This is a genomic window from Cytobacillus sp. FSL K6-0265 (genome assembly GCF_038003465.1).
Classification (GTDB): Bacteria; Bacillota; Bacilli; order Bacillales; family Cytobacillaceae; genus Cytobacillus; species Cytobacillus stercorigallinarum.
This window is the reverse complement of record NZ_JBBOPE010000001.1, coordinates 3832138-3848596: the sequence shown is the minus strand read 5'-3', so window position 1 is coordinate 3848596 and position 16459 is coordinate 3832138. Positions and strand designations below refer to the sequence as shown.

At 37.1% G+C, this 16459-nt stretch carries 18 protein-coding genes; 15 read left to right on the top strand and 3 right to left on the bottom strand.

Annotated elements, in window-relative coordinates; all coding sequences use genetic code 11:
* Position 1 precedes the first annotated feature (1 nt).
* The 7 genes from hag (at position 2) to hpf (ending at position 5570) form a co-directional block, all read left to right on the top strand.
* Positions 2-946: a flagellin Hag gene (gene hag / locus MHH73_RS19545; protein ID WP_191813001.1), complete on the top strand. Its 945-nt coding sequence runs from the start codon at positions 2-4 to the stop codon at positions 944-946.
* Positions 947-1152: 206 nt separating this feature from the next.
* Positions 1153-1503 carry a flagellar protein FlaG gene (gene flaG / locus MHH73_RS19540; protein WP_225230516.1) on the top strand — a complete coding sequence of 117 codons (351 nt, stop codon included), beginning with the start codon at positions 1153-1155 and terminating at the stop codon, positions 1501-1503.
* 125 nt (positions 1504-1628) lie between these two features.
* Positions 1629-3734 carry a flagellar filament capping protein FliD gene (gene fliD / locus MHH73_RS19535; RefSeq protein WP_341068830.1) on the top strand — a complete coding sequence of 702 codons (2106 nt, stop codon included), beginning with the start codon at positions 1629-1631 and terminating at the stop codon, positions 3732-3734.
* Positions 3735-3745: 11 nt separating this feature from the next.
* A complete protein-coding gene (gene fliS, locus MHH73_RS19530) occupies positions 3746-4144 on the top strand; it encodes a flagellar export chaperone FliS (RefSeq protein ID WP_191812996.1) in 399 nt (132 codons plus the stop codon).
* Positions 4141-4494 carry a hypothetical protein gene (locus MHH73_RS19525; RefSeq protein ID WP_191812994.1) on the top strand — a complete coding sequence of 118 codons (354 nt, stop codon included), beginning with the start codon at positions 4141-4143 and terminating at the stop codon, positions 4492-4494. The genes fliS and MHH73_RS19525 overlap by 4 nt, the downstream gene beginning before the upstream one ends.
* A gap of 9 nt (positions 4495-4503) precedes the next feature.
* Positions 4504-4881, top strand: a complete 378-nt coding sequence (locus MHH73_RS19520) for a hypothetical protein (protein ID WP_341068827.1) — start codon at positions 4504-4506, stop codon at positions 4879-4881.
* 140 nt (positions 4882-5021) lie between these two features.
* Positions 5022-5570, top strand: a complete 549-nt coding sequence (gene hpf / locus MHH73_RS19515) for a ribosome hibernation-promoting factor, HPF/YfiA family (RefSeq protein WP_191812990.1) — start codon at positions 5022-5024, stop codon at positions 5568-5570.
* Positions 5571-5674: 104 nt separating this feature from the next.
* Here the strand turns inward: hpf and MHH73_RS19510 are convergent, their stop codons facing one another.
* Positions 5675-6322, bottom strand: coding sequence for a GntR family transcriptional regulator (locus tag MHH73_RS19510; protein ID WP_191812988.1), 648 nt, complete (start codon positions 6320-6322; stop codon positions 5675-5677).
* A gap of 214 nt (positions 6323-6536) precedes the next feature.
* On the opposite strand from MHH73_RS19510, the gene MHH73_RS19505 reads away from it, so the two are divergent.
* From MHH73_RS19505 to MHH73_RS19475, 7 genes are read left to right on the top strand one after another with little or no spacing between them, the layout of a single operon-like run.
* Positions 6537-7511 carry a metallophosphoesterase family protein gene (locus tag MHH73_RS19505; RefSeq protein WP_191812986.1) on the top strand — a complete coding sequence of 325 codons (975 nt, stop codon included), beginning with the start codon at positions 6537-6539 and terminating at the stop codon, positions 7509-7511.
* Positions 7508-8293, top strand: a complete 786-nt coding sequence (locus MHH73_RS19500; RefSeq protein ID WP_341068821.1) for a tyrosine-protein phosphatase — start codon at positions 7508-7510, stop codon at positions 8291-8293. Before MHH73_RS19505 ends, MHH73_RS19500 begins: the two co-directional genes overlap by 4 nt.
* 22 nt (positions 8294-8315) lie before the next feature.
* Positions 8316-9140: a metallophosphoesterase family protein gene (locus MHH73_RS19495; RefSeq protein WP_191812971.1), complete on the top strand. Its 825-nt coding sequence runs from the start codon at positions 8316-8318 to the stop codon at positions 9138-9140.
* 16 nt (positions 9141-9156) lie between these two features.
* A complete protein-coding gene (locus tag MHH73_RS19490) occupies positions 9157-10482 on the top strand; it encodes an ABC transporter substrate-binding protein (protein ID WP_191812969.1) in 1326 nt (441 codons plus the stop codon).
* Between the two features lie 24 nt (positions 10483-10506).
* Complete coding sequence (locus MHH73_RS19485) at positions 10507-11469, top strand: carbohydrate ABC transporter permease (RefSeq protein ID WP_341068816.1); 963 nt, start codon at positions 10507-10509, stop codon at positions 11467-11469.
* 13 nt (positions 11470-11482) lie between these two features.
* Entirely contained in the window at positions 11483-12298 is an 816-nt protein-coding gene (locus tag MHH73_RS19480) for a carbohydrate ABC transporter permease (protein ID WP_341068813.1), read from the top strand.
* 20 nt (positions 12299-12318) lie between these two features.
* Positions 12319-13386 carry an ABC transporter ATP-binding protein gene (locus MHH73_RS19475; RefSeq protein WP_341068811.1) on the top strand — a complete coding sequence of 356 codons (1068 nt, stop codon included), beginning with the start codon at positions 12319-12321 and terminating at the stop codon, positions 13384-13386.
* Positions 13387-13601: 215 nt separating this feature from the next.
* Here MHH73_RS19475 and MHH73_RS19470 read toward each other — a convergent pair whose 3' ends face one another.
* Positions 13602-14027 (bottom strand): VOC family protein, encoded by a 426-nt coding sequence (locus tag MHH73_RS19470; RefSeq protein WP_191812960.1) that lies wholly within the window; start codon positions 14025-14027, stop codon positions 13602-13604.
* 427 nt (positions 14028-14454) lie between these two features.
* Positions 14455-14760, bottom strand: coding sequence for a YkvA family protein (locus MHH73_RS19465; RefSeq protein WP_191812958.1), 306 nt, complete (start codon positions 14758-14760; stop codon positions 14455-14457).
* Positions 14761-15101: 341 nt separating this feature from the next.
* Here MHH73_RS19465 and MHH73_RS19460 point away from each other — a divergent pair, with 341 nt between their 5' ends.
* On the top strand, positions 15102-16169 hold the full coding sequence (locus tag MHH73_RS19460) for a YecA family protein (RefSeq protein WP_191812956.1): 1068 nt from the start codon (positions 15102-15104) through the stop codon (positions 16167-16169).
* The last annotated feature ends 290 nt before the right edge of the window (positions 16170-16459 follow it).

Sequence of the window (16459 nt, the reverse complement as noted above, 5' to 3'; positions counted from 1 at the left end):
TATGATTATCAACAATAATATTTCAGCATTAAATACTTATCGTCAGCTTGGTGTTAACAACGCTGCTGGTGCAAAAGCAATGGAAAAATTATCTTCTGGTCTTCGTATCAACCGTGCTGGTGACGATGCGGCAGGTCTAGCAATCTCTGAAAAAATGCGCGCTCAAGTTCGTGGTTTAGACCAAGCTAGCCGTAACTCTCAAGATGGTATCTCAATGATCCAAACGGCTGAAGGTGCCCTTCAAGAAACACAAAATATCCTACAACGTATGCGTGAGCTAGCTACACAAGCTGCCAATGATACTAATGTAGGCGTTGACCGTGGAGAAATCCAAAAAGAAATTAATGCTCTAACTTCTGAAATTAATAGAATTGGTAATACTACAGAATTTAACCAACAAAGTCTACTAAATGGTGGAGAAACTAAAGCAGATGATGGCACAATTACACCTGGAACTGGATTCTCAGCTGCATTCCAAATTGGTGCAAACCAAGGTCAATCTATGACAATAGATATTAATGATATGCGTTCAGCAGCTTTAGGTATTTCAGGTACTGCTGCATATGATGGAGACGTTGATGGAGCTGCCTTCACTGCAACTAATGTTGTAACTAATGGTAGTACTAATACTGCTGAAGAAATGGCACTTGATGTTTCTTCACATGAGTCTGCATCAGCTGCAATTAAAGTAATTAACAATGCTATTGAAACAGTTTCTGCAGAACGTTCAAACCTTGGTGCATATCAAAACCGCCTAGAGCACACAATCTCTAACTTAAACAACTCTTCCGAAAACCTTCAAGCAGCTGAATCACGTATCCGTGACGTTGATATGGCGAAAGAAGTAATGGAAATGACACGTACGAACATTCTTTCTCAAGCTTCTCAAGCAATGCTTGCACAAGCAAATCAAAAACCACAAGCGGTTCTACAATTATTAGGTTAATTCACCGCTTACTGGTATTTTCATCTAAGAAGTCTCAGCTTTGTCTGGGGCTTCTTTTTGTTTTTTTTTAGGTAAAACGACCTACTTCATAAGAAAAAGGTCGTTGTTTTCTCTCTAACAAAAACCGAACTTTTGGTTGATAGAGAGCCTTATGGTTATTTCCGATATAAAGAGAAAATAGGTGATTCGGTAAGGGGCGAATAGGGATGAGAGTAGAGTCGAATAGGGGAATGATGGTGGACTCACCTTTTGTTATTCAGCAGAAAGAAAAAAGTCAATCTGAGAGAAATAGTATAATACAAGATAAAGAAAAGGTGTCGGCTTCTGAAGTACAAAAGGACTTCTTGCAATCAAAGGTGGAGCAGGCGAATAATCATTTGCAGACGCATTATACTTCGGTACAGTTTCAATTACATGAAAAGCTCGATCGTTATTATGTAGAAGTCGTCGATGCGGATACCAAAGAAGTCGTTCGTGAAATCCCACCGAAGGATTTCCTCGATATGATTGCAGAAATGACAGAATTTCAAGGGCTTATGGTGGATCAAAAAGTCTAGAAGCTACTGGCTGATGCTAGTGGCTTTTTATTCGTGAACAGTGGCAATTAGTCATATTTTTACTGTAAACGATAGGACTATAGTCGATATAATAAATAGATTGAGAGAAAAGGGGACGGATGGTCATGGCGAATTTTCGAATAGGTGGTTTAGCATCTGGTTTAGATACAGAATCCTTAATTAATGATTTAATGAGAGTACAAAGAGTACCGATTGATAAATTGTCACAAAAGAAACAAACGCTCGAATGGCAGCGCGATTCTTATAGAGATATTAATTTAAAACTAGCATCTTTCCGCGATATGACATTAAATATGCGCTTGCAATCTTCATTTTTATCAAAAGTCACAACTTCTTCTAATAGCAACAAAGTCACAGCAACGGCTGATTCCACAGCAGGGAGCGGGTCTTATACATTGTCTGCCGTGAGTCGATTGGCGACTTCTGCTACGAATGCGAGTACAGCGGGAATTTCCGCCAATGGACAAAAGGTTGATACAACGAAAAGTATTTATAGCCAAATCAGTCAATTTGTTGGGCTAGATGAGGAGGAAATATTTAAAGATACTGCAGATGGTATGAACGAAGAGATTTTAGTAAAGAAAGCAGGCAAAGAGTTCTCTTTACAAAAGCTAGGCAAGCATAGTTTAGAAAAAATGGGTAGTGTGACTGTTGGTGCAGATAATTATCAAGTGGTAACGAGCCTAGATGACTTAGATGCGAATCAAAAGCAAGTGTTTGTAGATGAGAAAACAGGAAAAATGACTTTCAGCCAACAAATTCCCGCGGACAGTAAAATTGGAGTGGAATATGAGATGGTGCAAAAAGATACGATCTCTGTTGGCTCTTCAACAAAAGAAGTGCAACTTTCACAAATAGGAATCACAGAATTTGAGGAAAGCATTACTTTTACATGGGACAAAAAGGATACAGATGGTAACGTTATAAAAGACGAGAATGGGGACCCAATAAAAGAAACGAAAACATTTACTGCTGGTACGGATGTGAATAATTTAACAGAAAACCAATTTTATTTAGATAAAGAAACAGGCAAAATCACTTTCGGCTCTGACCTACAAGCAGGTGCAAAAGCGGAAGTGAGCTATGACCACCAATACTTTGAATTTAACATGTCTACATACAATGAAACGGGAGAAGTGAACCAAACATTTACTTTCGATGCCCGTGATTCTTTAACGACAGTTATTGATAAAGTGAATAAATCTTCATTAGGTGTCAATATGTTTTATGACCAACATTCTGATAAAGTAACGATTGCCCGAACGTCAACAGGTGATTTTAATCAAAGTGGTGATGGGAAAGAGATCTCATTTAATGGGAGTCCGTTTTTAACTAATGTTTTAAAACTTGATAGCAATAATGAAAAAGGTGGAGAAAATGCGAAATTTACCTTAAATGGTTTAGAAACGGAGAGAACTTCTAATACGTTTACAGTAAACGGTGTTTCTTTTACTTTGAAGGATACCTTTGATGCTGTGAATGGTGATTCACCTGTTACGATTTCAATCAATAATGATACCGATAAAGCTATAGAAAATATCAAAGAATTCGTAGAAAAATACAATGAATTAATAGATAATATACAAGGACAGTTATCTGAAGAGAAATACCGTGATTATGCGCCGTTAACTAAGGATCAACGGGCGGCGATGTCTGAAAAGGATATTGAGCTCTGGGAGGAAAAAGCCAAGAGCGGTTTACTCCGTTCAGATCAACAATTGAGTAGTTTACTAAGTAATATGCGTATGAACTTTTATACACCGCTAGAAGGTGCTACGAGTGAATATAACCAGCTGTCAGCTATTGGTATTACCACAACGAAAAATTATTTAGAGGGTGGTAAGCTCGAAATCAATGAAGATAAGCTGAAGGAAGCATTGGAAAATGACGCAGAAGGTGTATTTAATTTGTTCGCAGCGGACGGCGATACACTTGGTGAGCAAGGAATTTCTAGACGATTGCGAGATACTGTTACACAATCAATCGATGCGATTACGTTAAAAGCTGGTAATGGCATGAAGACGAATAGTCAATTTTCTATTGGAAAAAATTTGGATGATATCAATAAACGTATAACTGAACTAGAATCGAAGTTAGCAGATAAAGAGCAAAGGTATTGGTCACAATTTGCAGCGATGGAGACACAAATGCAAAAAATGAATGAGCAAATGAATTATATGCTCACACAATTCGGCTATAGCTCGCAATAAGGAGTGAAAAGATGGCAACCAATCCGTACCAAAAATATCAACAAACTTCTATTAATACAGCAACACCGGCAGAACTAACAATGATGCTTTACAATGGTTGTTTGAAGTTTATCAGTATTGCCAAGCAAGCAATAGAGCAAGGTGAAGTTGCGAAGCGCAATGAAAATATGCAAAAGGCGCAAAATATCATTCAAGAATTTATGGTAACACTCAATCAAGAGGTCGAATTATCTAGTGATTTGCTACGAATCTATGATTATGTGTGGAGAACCTTAGTTGACGCTAATACACGCAATGATCTCACAGCCTTAAAAGAAGCGGAATCAATTATCATGGATCTTCGCAACACATGGAAAGAAATGATGTTAGAGCAGAAAAAACCGCAAATGGTTGGCAGTGAACAATCATGACAGCGACGACAACTGATTTGATCGTTTGTACGCGTGAGTTATTGCTTCATCTAAACCAAGGATTACCTGAAAATGATCGGGAAGCTTACATAAAGAAGACGGATGATCTGCTTGATCAACGCTTTACTTTAATGAGACAAGTAGATTTTCAATCGGTAGAAGCTCAGAAGATGAAAGACGTTTTGCTGAAGCAGGATCGCGCGATTAAACAATTATTAGCTCAGCACCAGCAAATCATTAAGGATGATATGAAAAGATTGAAGGTGCAGAAAGTAAAGAGTAAGCAATATGCGAATCCGTATGAAGCCGTTGGGATGAGCGATGGTGTTTTTTATGATAAACGAAATTAGGTGATGATGTTGAAGGAGGAACAGTATATTCTCCTCAGAGAGTATTGTTCTGTGTTAAATACACTAGAAGAAAGCTTTACCTATATTGTAGATAGCTTCACAGATTTAGATAAAGATGATGGCGATGAGCTCCTATTTGAGGTCATTGATTCTTTTCCACAAATAAAAGCAGTGAATGAGCAATTACTGCATTTGTTTAAGGAAAACAGTGAAATGGTTCATATTATGCATGTGTTTGAAAAGGTACAGGAACAAGCTGATCGACTGGAGCAAATCATCGGTAATGCCCCAGAAAAACAAGAAATATTACGTGAGCAATTTTTCCCTTTGTTTGCAGCTTGGCACCGAATGATAGACTATGAATTGCAACCTTATTTAATTTCTTAATTTCGTTAAAAAGGTTTTAGCAGGACTTTTTACGGGTAATATAGAAATATAGAGTATAGTCTTATTTAAGACTAGCTGATAAGGATTGAAGGACAGGCTTCATCCTTATGACTCTTATAAAGAGAAGGAGGAGTTCACTTATGAATTTTAACATTCGGGGTGAAAACATTGAGGTAACTCCAGCAATCAGAGACTACGTCGAAAAGAAAATTATGAAGTTGGAAAGATATTTTTCTGAAACTCCTAACGTAAATGTAAACGTAAACCTGAAAACCAATAATGATAAAACGTCAAAAGTTGAAGTAACGATTCCGATGACGAATCTTGTACTTCGAGCAGAAGAGGCTCATGCTGATATGTATGCTGCCATCGACTTAATCAACGACAAGTTGGAAAGACAGATTCGTAAACATAAAACAAAAGTCAATCGTAAATTCCGTGAAAAAGGCGGGATTAACGAATTATTCACTAGCTTTGAAGAGCCAGATGAACATCCAGAAGAAGACAATGACTTAGAGGTCGTTCGCCAAAAGCATTTTGACCTTAAGCCAATGGACAGTGAAGAGGCCATTTTACAAATGAACATGCTCGGCCATAGCTTCTTCGTCTTTACCAACGCAGCCACAAGCTTAACGAATGTCGTATACAAACGAAAAGATGGGCGCTACGGACTCATCGAAGCGCAATAATATAAAAGCAAGCAGGTAGGTGCTATGGCACCGCCTGCTTTTTTCATGTGCGATAAGTTGATGCTACAGGAGATAAATAGGAGCAGGGCATGAATATGTATGCCTTATATAGCTCCCATTATTAAGATGCGTTCTCTAATTTGTGCTCGCCATTCTTTTAATAGTTCTTTTGTTTGTTCGTACTCCTTTGCTTCAATGGATTGGTAAAGTGCTTCATTGTAATGAGCACCAGAGAAAATCCGTTTTTCTGGGTAAAGTAAGTAATTGGATACAGAACCGATGATGATTTTGTCCATATGCTGATCCATAATTTGAAGCATGATTTGGTTTTGGCCGGCAGCGATGATTTGTCTTATGAATTGTAGTGAGTGCGTCGCATAAGAGAAATAACGATCGTTTTCTTTATCTAGTAGTTGTTGCTCTAGATGTTCATTTAAAAGTGATAAGTTAAATGAATAAAGCGGATTTGTTTCTACTTTTTCAAGCGCATACATTTGGTGGGTGAAGATGACTTCGAACATATCTAGTATCTCTTTTGATGATACCTCTTTTACCATAACACCTCTATTCTTTAAGGAGATCACTAACCCTTCTAGTTCAAGTTTAGCAACCGCATTTGAGATAGGTGTGCGACTCATAGCTAATTCCTCTGATAATTTATATATGGATAGTAAGCTTCCCGGTAGGTATTCACAAGTAAGAATTTTCGTTCGAATGGTGTGATAAGCGGTATCTATTAAAGATTTTGTCATTGTTCTAATTCCTCTCTATCTAAATCCATTAATTAACATCCTATGATTATACAATTATAGCGATGATTTCCTAAGAAAACATCTTGTAACCTTCTTATTTACACTAAATTTAAAAATTTCATTAAACTCATAAAATGATTCATGTTAGATTAACATCTGATTAACATGCTAGTTGTATACTTCAGTTGTATTTAAAAAAAGGAGGGACAATGGGATGCATGTAATAGATCAAAAAAAGGTTGGCCCGCAACATTATTTTAAAGAGGATTTTTCTGAGAATGGTAAGAGACCTTGGTTTGGAAACATGTCCACTAACCTTGAAAATGATTTTTCGTTTGCAGTTGTTGGTGATCGCTGTGGGATTACAACACCAGGCATTTTTGAGAAAGGTTTGCAAGTAGTGAAAGGCCTTAATCCTGATTTTGTCCTTTCGGTTGGTGATTTTATTGAAGGTTATTGGGATCAAGAAGAAGCGGCCCATGGAGAGTGGGACTATATTGATCAGTTAATTAAAGATGTAGACATTCCATTTTATTTAACGGTCGGCAACCATGACTATGGAAATGACACAATGGTTAAAGTTTGGCGTGAGCGAAAAGGTTTTGAGTATTACGCTTTTCGATTAAATGATTATTTATTTTTAGTGATGAATACAGAGGAAAATCCGATAGGTATGCCTGAAGCATTTGTAAAGAGTTTTAGGGAGATTACCAATCAAGTAGTTGAAAATCCAACTAAAGCAAGAGGGTACATTGAAGAATTCTTCGGACAAATGACTGAAGGGGCTTCGGAGGAAGATATTGAGAAGGGCAACTTACCCCATATTTCAGATGAGCAATTACAGTTTTTTGCAGATGTATTACATGAGAATCATGATGTTCAACATACTTTTGTATTTATGCATAAGCCAGCATGGAAAACGAAGGACCTTAAGTTCAGCCAATTCGAGAATATGCTTGAATCAAGACCGTATACGATGTTTGCAGGACATCTTCATCAATTGGAAGTAACGAAGAAGAACAATAGAAATTATATTCAAATGGGGCGAACGGGTGCATGTTGGCACGGTGATAGTGTTGGTTCGATCGATCATATCCTTTTAGTAACAGTAAAAAATGGCGAAGTTGGTTTTCAAGTTATTGAACTAGATGGTGTCAGTGATTTGGAAAAGTATAAGGTGAATACATGACACCAAATGGACTTTACTCCCGAACCGTTCCGCTAAAAGGGGCCTTGAACTTTCGTGATATGGGTGGTCTCGTTACTGTAGATGGACGAACAGTACGAAAAGGCATCCTATATCGAGCAGGTGATTTAAGTGGATTAACGGATGATGATATTTCTCAACTAACAAAACAAAAAATCAAATATATATTTGACTATCGTAGAGATGATGAAGCAAATGAAAAACCTGATCCGCAAATTGGTAGTGCCAAACTTTTACGAGTACCGGTAATCGCTGAGGATAATATAGCTGAGCAAGTGTCAAAAGTATCGGAAAAAGATGATGGATTCAAACACTATACTAAGGAAATGTTTATAACACTCTATTCCACTTTTCCGGTTCGAAATGCTTCTTACCAAGCTTTGATGAATTTATTAAAAGAACCAGAAAAAAACTTGCCGCTAATCCATCATTGTGCTGGAGGAAGAGATCGCACAGGTATAGGTGCCATGATTATATTACTTACACTCGGTGTGCCATTTTCAACTGTGATGGAAGATTACCTTTATTCTAACGTTGCTTTAGCCACATTTCATGAGCAAATGTTTCTGCAAGCAGAAGCAGCACTTGTGGAAGAGGAGGTATTGCAATTAAAATCAGCTTTTTTATTACAAGAAGAATATTTACTTGCAACTAAATCTGCCATAGAGGAAATATACGGCGATTTTGACACTTATTTGTTGTTAGAGTTTGGAATAACAAATGAAATAAGAAATAAAATAAAAGATTTCTGCTTGCAAGAGTAATCTTCTAAAAGGAGAAATGAACATGGAGAAATTAAGGTTTGCTCATTTATCTGATACACATATTTTAAGAGAATACAAAGGCAGTTTAATTGAAACATTAACAGGTGTTGACAATAATCCAACTGAAACATTGAAAAAAATATTACAGGCAATCACACAAGATGAGAAGGCGCTAGATTTCATTTTAATTAGTGGAGATCTTGTTCACGAAGGGACAGTTGAAGATTATGTTTTTTTAAATAAGTTATTAGAAGAGCATATCACAGATATTCCTTATTATTTAGCTTTAGGGAATCATGACGTGACAGAAGCTTACTGGGAAGGTCTGGGGAAAGTAGAAAAAAAGAAACAGGAATTATTTTACGAAACAATCATTCAAAACTATCGCCTAATCGTGCTAGATTCTAGCTATGATCATAGTGGAAAAGGTGTAGTGAGTGAAGAGCAATTACATTGGTTAAAGAAGACATTAGCTCAGCCAACTCCTAATGGGTCGATTGTTGTTGTCCATCATCCATTAGAAGCAGGACATGTAGTTGATGGTCATAGCTTATCAAACTCAGCAGAGGTGTTGGCAATCATAAAAAATACGGATGTCAAACTAGTTCTGAGTGGTCATACTCACCAGAATAAAGTAACTACCTATGAAAATATTCTATTATCTACTGCGGGAGGGACTTCGTTTAGTATGGAAATTGGCCAAGAGTTAGCTTCATTTAATAATCGTACGGGCTATAGCATTTGTACGTTAGATGAAAATGGAGCGAGCGTAGAACATGTTAGGTACCCAGACAAGTTTGATACGTTTTTATCAGTAGATTTGAAGCAGATGCTTCAGCATTCTTAATTGTGGGGGAGAGAAGATGGTTAAACTGAAAAGTAAGAGGCTCTCGATTATGTTCATTCTGTTGTTAGGTATGACTCTAGTGTTAAGTGCATGTAGTTCTTCTAATGCCACAACCGTCTCACAAGAAATGGGAGAATTAGACCCTGAGAACCCTACAAAGGTAACTTTTTATTCTTATAGTTTAGCTGCTCCAACAATGAAAGAGGGGATGGAACACCTAATTAATGAGTTCAATGACACAATTGGAAAAGAAAAAGGTGTCATTGTTGAAGGGGTTGCGGATGCCTCTTATCAACAGTTTAAGGCAGATATTGCGGCTGGAAAAGCGGTTGATATTGTCCAGCATACTTTTTCCACACTAGATAACTCAAGAGAAACGCTCGGCTTCCAAGCCTATGAAGATGTGTTTCCAGCAGAAGAGTTAAACAATCATCTCAATGGCATTTCAGACAATGCATTGAGTTTAGGAAAAATTGATGGAAAGACATATGGTTTAGCGTTTACATTTAGCACACCTATTGTTTTTATGAATGGACAATTATTCGAAGAAGCGGGTTTAGATCCAACCAAGCCACCACAGACATGGGAAGAAATTAAAGAATATTCACTCAAAATAAACGAAGCGACAGGCAAAGATGGCTTTGCGTTAGCACCGGATAATGGTTGGACAACTGAAGGTGTGATATTAAGTAATGGAGGCAAAGTACTTTCTGATGATCGTAAGGAAGCGCAATTTGCTAATCAAGAAAGTATTGAAGCGATTGAAATGTGGAAGGATCTCTATCAAAACGGTGCCCATGCAGTTGGGAGTGACACGGAATTACCCGAGCAATTCATGGCTGGTAATTTAGGAATGTACATTACTTCTACTGCAATGCATAGCGGATTTAAAAACGCATCCGAAGCGGGTGGCTGGGAACTTTATGGCGCTGGTTTACCCTCATTTGGAAACAATCCGTCTGTTCCAGTGAACTCGGGAAGTGTATTAGCTGTTAGACCAGATAATGATGTGAAAAAGGCAGCGATTTGGGAGTTTATTAAATATGTTACTGGTAATGAAGGTTATACAATCATCACTTCTGAGGTAGGTTATTTACCTCTCAGAACAGAGTTAGCTGATGATCCTAACTATTTAAAAGGATTTATTGAAGAAAATCCATTATATAAAATCAACTTGGAGCAATTGAACAACATCCAACCAGCAGTAATTTGGCCAGCGGAATATGCAACGGAGATGTCCGATATATTTAGAGATGCGATTGTTCAATCGGTTTCAACGGATGCAGATGTAGAAAAAACTTTACAAGCAGCTGAAGAAGAAATTAACCAATTAATCCAATAGGTGTTCATGAGAGAAGGGAATCTTATGAGTGAGGTAAAAAGAATAATCGTATCAGAGCAAGAAAAAAAAGTGACCGAGCAGAAAAGCAGACGTGCTGCTCGTTCACTTATTAAATGGAAACCTTATTTATTTTTACTACCGGCTATCCTTTTATTAGGTGTTTGGATGTATAAACCGTTATTATCTACTTTTGTTTTAGCCTTTCAAAAGTGGAGTATGGTCCCAGGGACAGAACCTATTACCGTGGGATTAGATAATTTTATTCGTTTGTTCCAAACTAAGGACTTCATTCATTCAATCGAAAATACAATTTTTTATACGATAGGTATACTGCCGTTCTCGATCATTATTCCAATGCTTTTAGCGGTGGCAACAAATGGATTAAATGGCAGAGTGAAAAATGTGTACAGGGCAATGTTTTTTATCCCAATGATATTGGCACCAGTAACTGTAGGGGCAATTTGGAGATGGCTCTTTCATCCTGCCAATGGATTAGTCAATCTTACATTACAAAAACTTGGAATCACCGATGGAAACATCTCTTTCTTTACTGATCCTGTATATGCGAAATGGCTGATTCTTTTTATGACAGGATGGGGACTGATTGGATTTAGTACGATTATTTTCTCTGCCGCATTGACCAATATTAATCGAGATTATTTTGAAGCAGCGGCTTTAGATGGTGCAACGAAATGGAAGCAATTACTAACGATCACTATTCCTTTATTGTCACCAACAATATTATTTATGCTCACAATGAGTATTCTATTTTCCAGTCAATTTACTTTCGCTTATATTGATATTTTAACGGCAGGTGGGCCGTTCGGTTCGTCAACGAATATTTATTATGAGATGTATAAATATGGATTCAGTAACTTGAATGCAGGATTAAGTTCTGCAGCAGCGACGTTATTTTTTATTGTATTTGCGATCATTGCGATTGGTCTAAACTTATTAACAAAAAAATTTGCATTCTATGATAATTAAGGGAGTAAAAGTGATGAAACGGATAAAATCAATAACAGTCCTTCAGCATTTTTTATTAATAATGATGAGTATCATCGCTATTTTCCCACTTTATTGGATGATTATCTCTTCATTTAAAAATGAATCTGAAATCTTTACAAGTTCTTTTATACCACAGGCACCAACATGGCAAAATTATCTATATGCATTCGCAGAAATGCCAATTATACAAATGTTATTCAACTCATTTGTAGTGGCAACTTTAATGACAATTTTTCAGTTGGCAACCAGTTTATTAGCCGGTTATGCATTAGTGAGATGGAATTTTAAAGGGAAACTTTTAATTTTTACATTACTTAGCTTAACTTGGTTGATTCCTTTCCAAGCGGTAATGATTCCAAACTATGTATTGATTAATCAAATCGGCTTAAATGAAAATCCATTAGGCATTGTCTTACCATTCGCTGCATCGACCTTTGCCATTTTATCAATCTATCAAAGTTTTAAGTCCTTTCCTACTGCATTAATTGATGCGGCAAGGTTAGATGGCGAGTCTGATCTCGGTATTTTATTCAGAATTATCCTACCCAATATCCGTTCAACGGTAGTTTCATTGGGCATCATTCTGTTCATTAATGCTTGGAATGAGTATTTATGGCCAATGTTAGTAACGAAGGAAATGGAAAATGCACCTATTCAAATTGGCTTGAAGTCATTTGTCAATTCGGATGTGAATATGTGGGGATCACTAATGGCAGCTACAACTATCTCATGTATACCGATACTACTTATCTACTTATTTTTACAGAAACATATCGTTGACTCTTTTGTTCGATTTGGCATCAAATAAATAAGCTGGGGGCGTAAAATATGGGGAGTATCAAAGTTGAACAAATAAAGAAATCTTTCGGTCAAAAAGAGATACTAAAAGGAATCGATGTTGATATACCAGATGGCTCCTTTGCCATTTTACTAGGTCCATCAGGATGCGGAAAGTCAACGCTGTTGCGTATGATAGCAGGTTTAGAAGAACCGACAAGTGGGTCTATTTTTATTAATGACCAAGATATTACCTATAGCGAACCTAAAGATCGTGATATCGGCATGGTTTTTCAAAATTATGCATTGTACCCACATATGACAGTATTTAAGAACATTGAATACGGGTTGAAAATAAAGAAAATAGACAAAAGCAAACGGCTTAACATGGTAAATAAAGTGATTGAGATGGTGGAGTTAACAGAGCATGCCAATAAGCGTCCAGGTGAGTTATCAGGGGGGCAGAGGCAACGAGTGGCGTTGGCAAGGGCTATTGTTAAAAGGCCGCACGCGTTTCTAATGGATGAGCCTTTGTCCAACTTGGATGCAAAATTAAGAAATCAAATGAGACAAGAACTGATTGAATTACAAAAAGAATTACAAACTACCTTTCTTTATGTCACTCATGACCAAATTGAAGCGATGTCGATGGGATCATACATCATTATTATGAACAATGGCCATATCATGCAAAAAGGCACACCGAAGGAGATCTATACAAATCCAGCCAATCTATTCGTAGCGCAATTTATCGGTTCACCCCCAACAAATATATTGTCTTATGGTGATTATTCCATTGGTATCCGACCAGAAAATATGAGTATGAAAGAAGATGGCCATAATGTGAATGCTGATTATATATTAACAGGTGCCGTTGTTTCTACTGAACATTTAGGTGGAGAATCTATCTATTGTCTTACAACGGATTGGGGGAAAGTTTTTGTAAAAGGTGAATCCACATGGCAAACACCTAATAAAGAGTCACAGATCGCATTTTCAAAAAAAGATGTCTTGGTATTTGACAAGAAGGGGGAAAGAGTAAGAGATGTTGATTTGATAGAAAATCTGTTAGCAGAAATGCAGGTAAGTAATCATAGAGGAGAAGCAGTAGTTTTATAGCAGGTAAGCGCAATTCCAGTTAGGAGATTGCGCTTTTTTTAAGTTTGGTAGGGGTCACCGGGAATCATTCATTTGCCGAGTCCTTGGAATCGATTTTTTCTGGTGCTTCTTTTATTTGTGCCCCACACAGTCTTATCTGAGCGGAGAAGCAAATAGAAAAATCATTAGCAAAAGCCCCTTCTAAAGTAGAAGAAAGGGCTGATTTAAAACTTTCATTAATCTTGCGGAAGAGCTGAAACTTGCCACTCTACTCCATATTTATCAGTTACTTGTCCATATGATGGGCTCCAAAACGTTTCTTGTAGAGGCATTGTCACTTTCCCCTCTTTAGCCAATTTCTCAAATATTTGTTTTGATGAATCCACTGAATCGATTTGAATCGCAATGGTTACTTGATTTCCAATCGTATAAGGAGCCCCAGGAAAATTATCGGAAAGCATCATAGTGGTATTCCCTACTTTAAATTGAGCATTCAATACACGGTCCTGTGCTTCACTTGGAAGTGGGTGATCCGGATCCTCTGGCATCTCTCCAAATGTTTGCAACGAAATAAGCTCTGCGTTAAAAACATCAACGTAAAATTGCACTGCTTCTTTTCCATTTCCATTTGTTACTACATAAGGATTCACTGCTACAATCATTTTTAGCACCTCATCGTCTCATTTTTTGACCACAGAATATTTATTTGTATATCTTGTATAAACTTTATTTCTATATTTCTACTAAAACAGATTTACACCTTCTTATTTCGTCAAAAAAAGAGAAGCATTTAATAACTTCATTTTTTAGATAATCCGAAAATAGTGTTAATAAGTACCCTCTACCATAGCCTTAACCTGCCTGGGAAAAATCAACAGGCATACGTTTCTTTAGATTCCCCTTCATATCTGGTTTACAAACTGGGAGATTACGCAAGGAATATTCTTGGAAAGTCACCTTAGCCTTGAGTAAATAAAAATCATTGCTTCAATAGCTTCCAAAGAGTAACATAACCAACATTGATTCATTGTCTTAATTAAACGCAAAAAAAGCCCTCAACAAGAACAGAGGACCATCCACATATAACATTTATTTCTTCACGGGTTTCTGGTTGTCATCCAAGAGCTTCGAGTACTTCAGTTTCAACCGGTCTGGTGCATATTTCACCATGCTTTGTAGGATAAAGGTTGTGAAGAGGACATCATCTGTGATACCGATGATATATAGAAAATCAGGGATTAAATCAACAGGTATAAAGATATAGGCAATCGAAACACCTACAGGGAGTAGTTTCTTCCATAAAGGAATATCTCTAGCTGCTAAGTATTCAAAGAAAAAAGGAATGAATCTCCAGAATGTTAGGACGAAGCCAACACGTTTAAAGAATTTTTTCATCTTCCTCTTCCTTTCCGATTGTTGTCTGTTATTTCCCTCATCATACCTGTTAAGACGGTTATTGACAAACTAAAGGCTGTTTTTATTGTTTAGTCCCTCATTGTCTTTTACTCGACCAAAAGAATGAAACTGAATCATTGGATAGTTTCTAATTTTCTATTAAATGACCTTGGCCCTAGATTAATGTTAGTATAGAATAGCGATAATTTTGTAGGTTAGCCGGGGGCACTTATTGTGAGTCGGCTTTTAGTTGAGTTGGAATATCCGTGATCAACGAAAGTAGATAACTAATCGTATATAATAGAACAAGCTGTTCCTAGGTGATGAGAGGAGAATGAAATATGCAAACAGCTGTGAAAATTAATCGAAATGACCCTTGTCCTTGTGGCAGTGGTAAAAAATACAAGAAATGCTGTGCAAAAAAAGAAACAATTACCATTACAGAACTCATTGATAATGAAGTGAGCGAATTACAAAAAGAATTACGTATTTTTGCGTATCAAAGATATGGTAATGCCATTAGAAGTGAGTATCAACAATTAATGGACAAACTGGAAGATACCGATAAAGATGACGCAGAATTTTTCGAATTTATGATGCCTTTTTGGTATATTCCGTTTAAAACGGTTGAAGACGGTGAAACGATTCTACATAAGTTTATTGAACATAAAGAATCAGCTGTCTTAAGACCAAGATTACAAGAAATTCTACAATCTTGGAAAGTGGCGATCCCAGTAGCTGGGAAAGTGACTGGACTTGATGATAGAGACCTACATTTTGTAGATACACTGACAAATGAATCGTATACAGTCGTATTAGATGAAGCGATGAATGATTTTTCTGAAGGTTGGTTTGCTTTCGGTGTATTATTCCCATATGAGGACAAATATACGGCTTTCCCTTGCTTATTCGAAGTATCAGAAGGAAAAGCAGCCGATTATGAAGGTTATCTGAAAGATGATTTCGTAGCAATCGGAAATAATAATGCTATCCAATATCTTGAAGATCACTTCTTGGAGCTCATGCATCGCCTTCCAGAAGCAGCTGCAAGTGTAGATATGGATGCTTACGAATGGCCAACTGAAGGGGCTAAACAAGTGGCAGAGCAATTTGAAAAAGATATGAATGCAGCAGGCGAACCACAATGGGTCATTAACTTCGGTGTAGGTGTGTGGGTAGAATACATTAAACAAACGAATAAACGTATTCAAAAAGCAGAAAATTATATTGCTGCACTACGTTATTTTGTTTATGAACAGTCAAGTGTCGAATCAAGTATGACACAAAAAGAACTTGGCGAAAAATACGGGCTAACAGCTGGCCGAGTATCTACTTACTATAGAGATATTCAAAGCCAAGTAGCTGCATTTATTGACGATATTTTTAATAAAACAAAGCAAGAGGCTTAAATAGAGGTTGGAACATAAGTATTCTAACTAACAATTTATCCGAATGATTAGGCGTATCTATCTAATCATTCGGTTTTTTTTATGTGGTTTGAACCCTTATTATGTAAAGAAGAGTGAAATGGAGCAGAAGACACTAGACTCCTTCGGGAAATAGAGGGAAAGCGGAGACCCACAGGCGCTCAGCCCCTCCCCGCGGAAAGTGAGTGTACGTGAGCGCAATGGAACGAACTTTTTTTTGCAAATCATGTTCAGCCTCTTATTCTTTCGCAACCCTAAATGACAAAAAATAT

Excerpts from the sequence above, each read along its gene's own strand:
- MHH73_RS19465 (WP_191812958.1), bottom strand. The coding sequence starts at position 14,760 with ATGAAAAAATTCTTTAAACGTGTTGGCTTCGTCCTAACATTCTGGAGA.
- MHH73_RS19490 (WP_191812969.1), top strand. The coding sequence starts at position 9,157 with ATGGTTAAACTGAAAAGTAAGAGGCTCTCGATTATGTTCATTCTGTTG.
- MHH73_RS19495 (WP_191812971.1), top strand. The coding sequence starts at position 8,316 with ATGGAGAAATTAAGGTTTGCTCATTTATCTGATACACATATTTTAAGA.
- MHH73_RS19485 (WP_341068816.1), top strand. The coding sequence starts at position 10,507 with ATGAGTGAGGTAAAAAGAATAATCGTATCAGAGCAAGAAAAAAAAGTG.
- flaG (WP_225230516.1), top strand. The coding sequence starts at position 1,153 with ATGAGAGTAGAGTCGAATAGGGGAATGATGGTGGACTCACCTTTTGTT.
- hpf (WP_191812990.1), top strand. The coding sequence starts at position 5,022 with ATGAATTTTAACATTCGGGGTGAAAACATTGAGGTAACTCCAGCAATC.
- fliS (WP_191812996.1), top strand. The coding sequence starts at position 3,746 with ATGGCAACCAATCCGTACCAAAAATATCAACAAACTTCTATTAATACA.
- MHH73_RS19480 (WP_341068813.1), top strand. The coding sequence starts at position 11,483 with ATGAAACGGATAAAATCAATAACAGTCCTTCAGCATTTTTTATTAATA.
- MHH73_RS19510 (WP_191812988.1), bottom strand. The coding sequence starts at position 6,322 with ATGACAAAATCTTTAATAGATACCGCTTATCACACCATTCGAACGAAA.
- MHH73_RS19500 (WP_341068821.1), top strand. The coding sequence starts at position 7,508 with ATGACACCAAATGGACTTTACTCCCGAACCGTTCCGCTAAAAGGGGCC.
- MHH73_RS19460 (WP_191812956.1), top strand. The coding sequence starts at position 15,102 with ATGCAAACAGCTGTGAAAATTAATCGAAATGACCCTTGTCCTTGTGGC.
- fliD (WP_341068830.1), top strand. The coding sequence starts at position 1,629 with ATGGCGAATTTTCGAATAGGTGGTTTAGCATCTGGTTTAGATACAGAA.
- MHH73_RS19475 (WP_341068811.1), top strand. The coding sequence starts at position 12,319 with ATGGGGAGTATCAAAGTTGAACAAATAAAGAAATCTTTCGGTCAAAAA.
- MHH73_RS19470 (WP_191812960.1), bottom strand. The coding sequence starts at position 14,027 with ATGATTGTAGCAGTGAATCCTTATGTAGTAACAAATGGAAATGGAAAA.
- hag (WP_191813001.1), top strand. The coding sequence starts at position 2 with ATGATTATCAACAATAATATTTCAGCATTAAATACTTATCGTCAGCTT.
- MHH73_RS19525 (WP_191812994.1), top strand. The coding sequence starts at position 4,141 with ATGACAGCGACGACAACTGATTTGATCGTTTGTACGCGTGAGTTATTG.
- MHH73_RS19505 (WP_191812986.1), top strand. The coding sequence starts at position 6,537 with ATGCATGTAATAGATCAAAAAAAGGTTGGCCCGCAACATTATTTTAAA.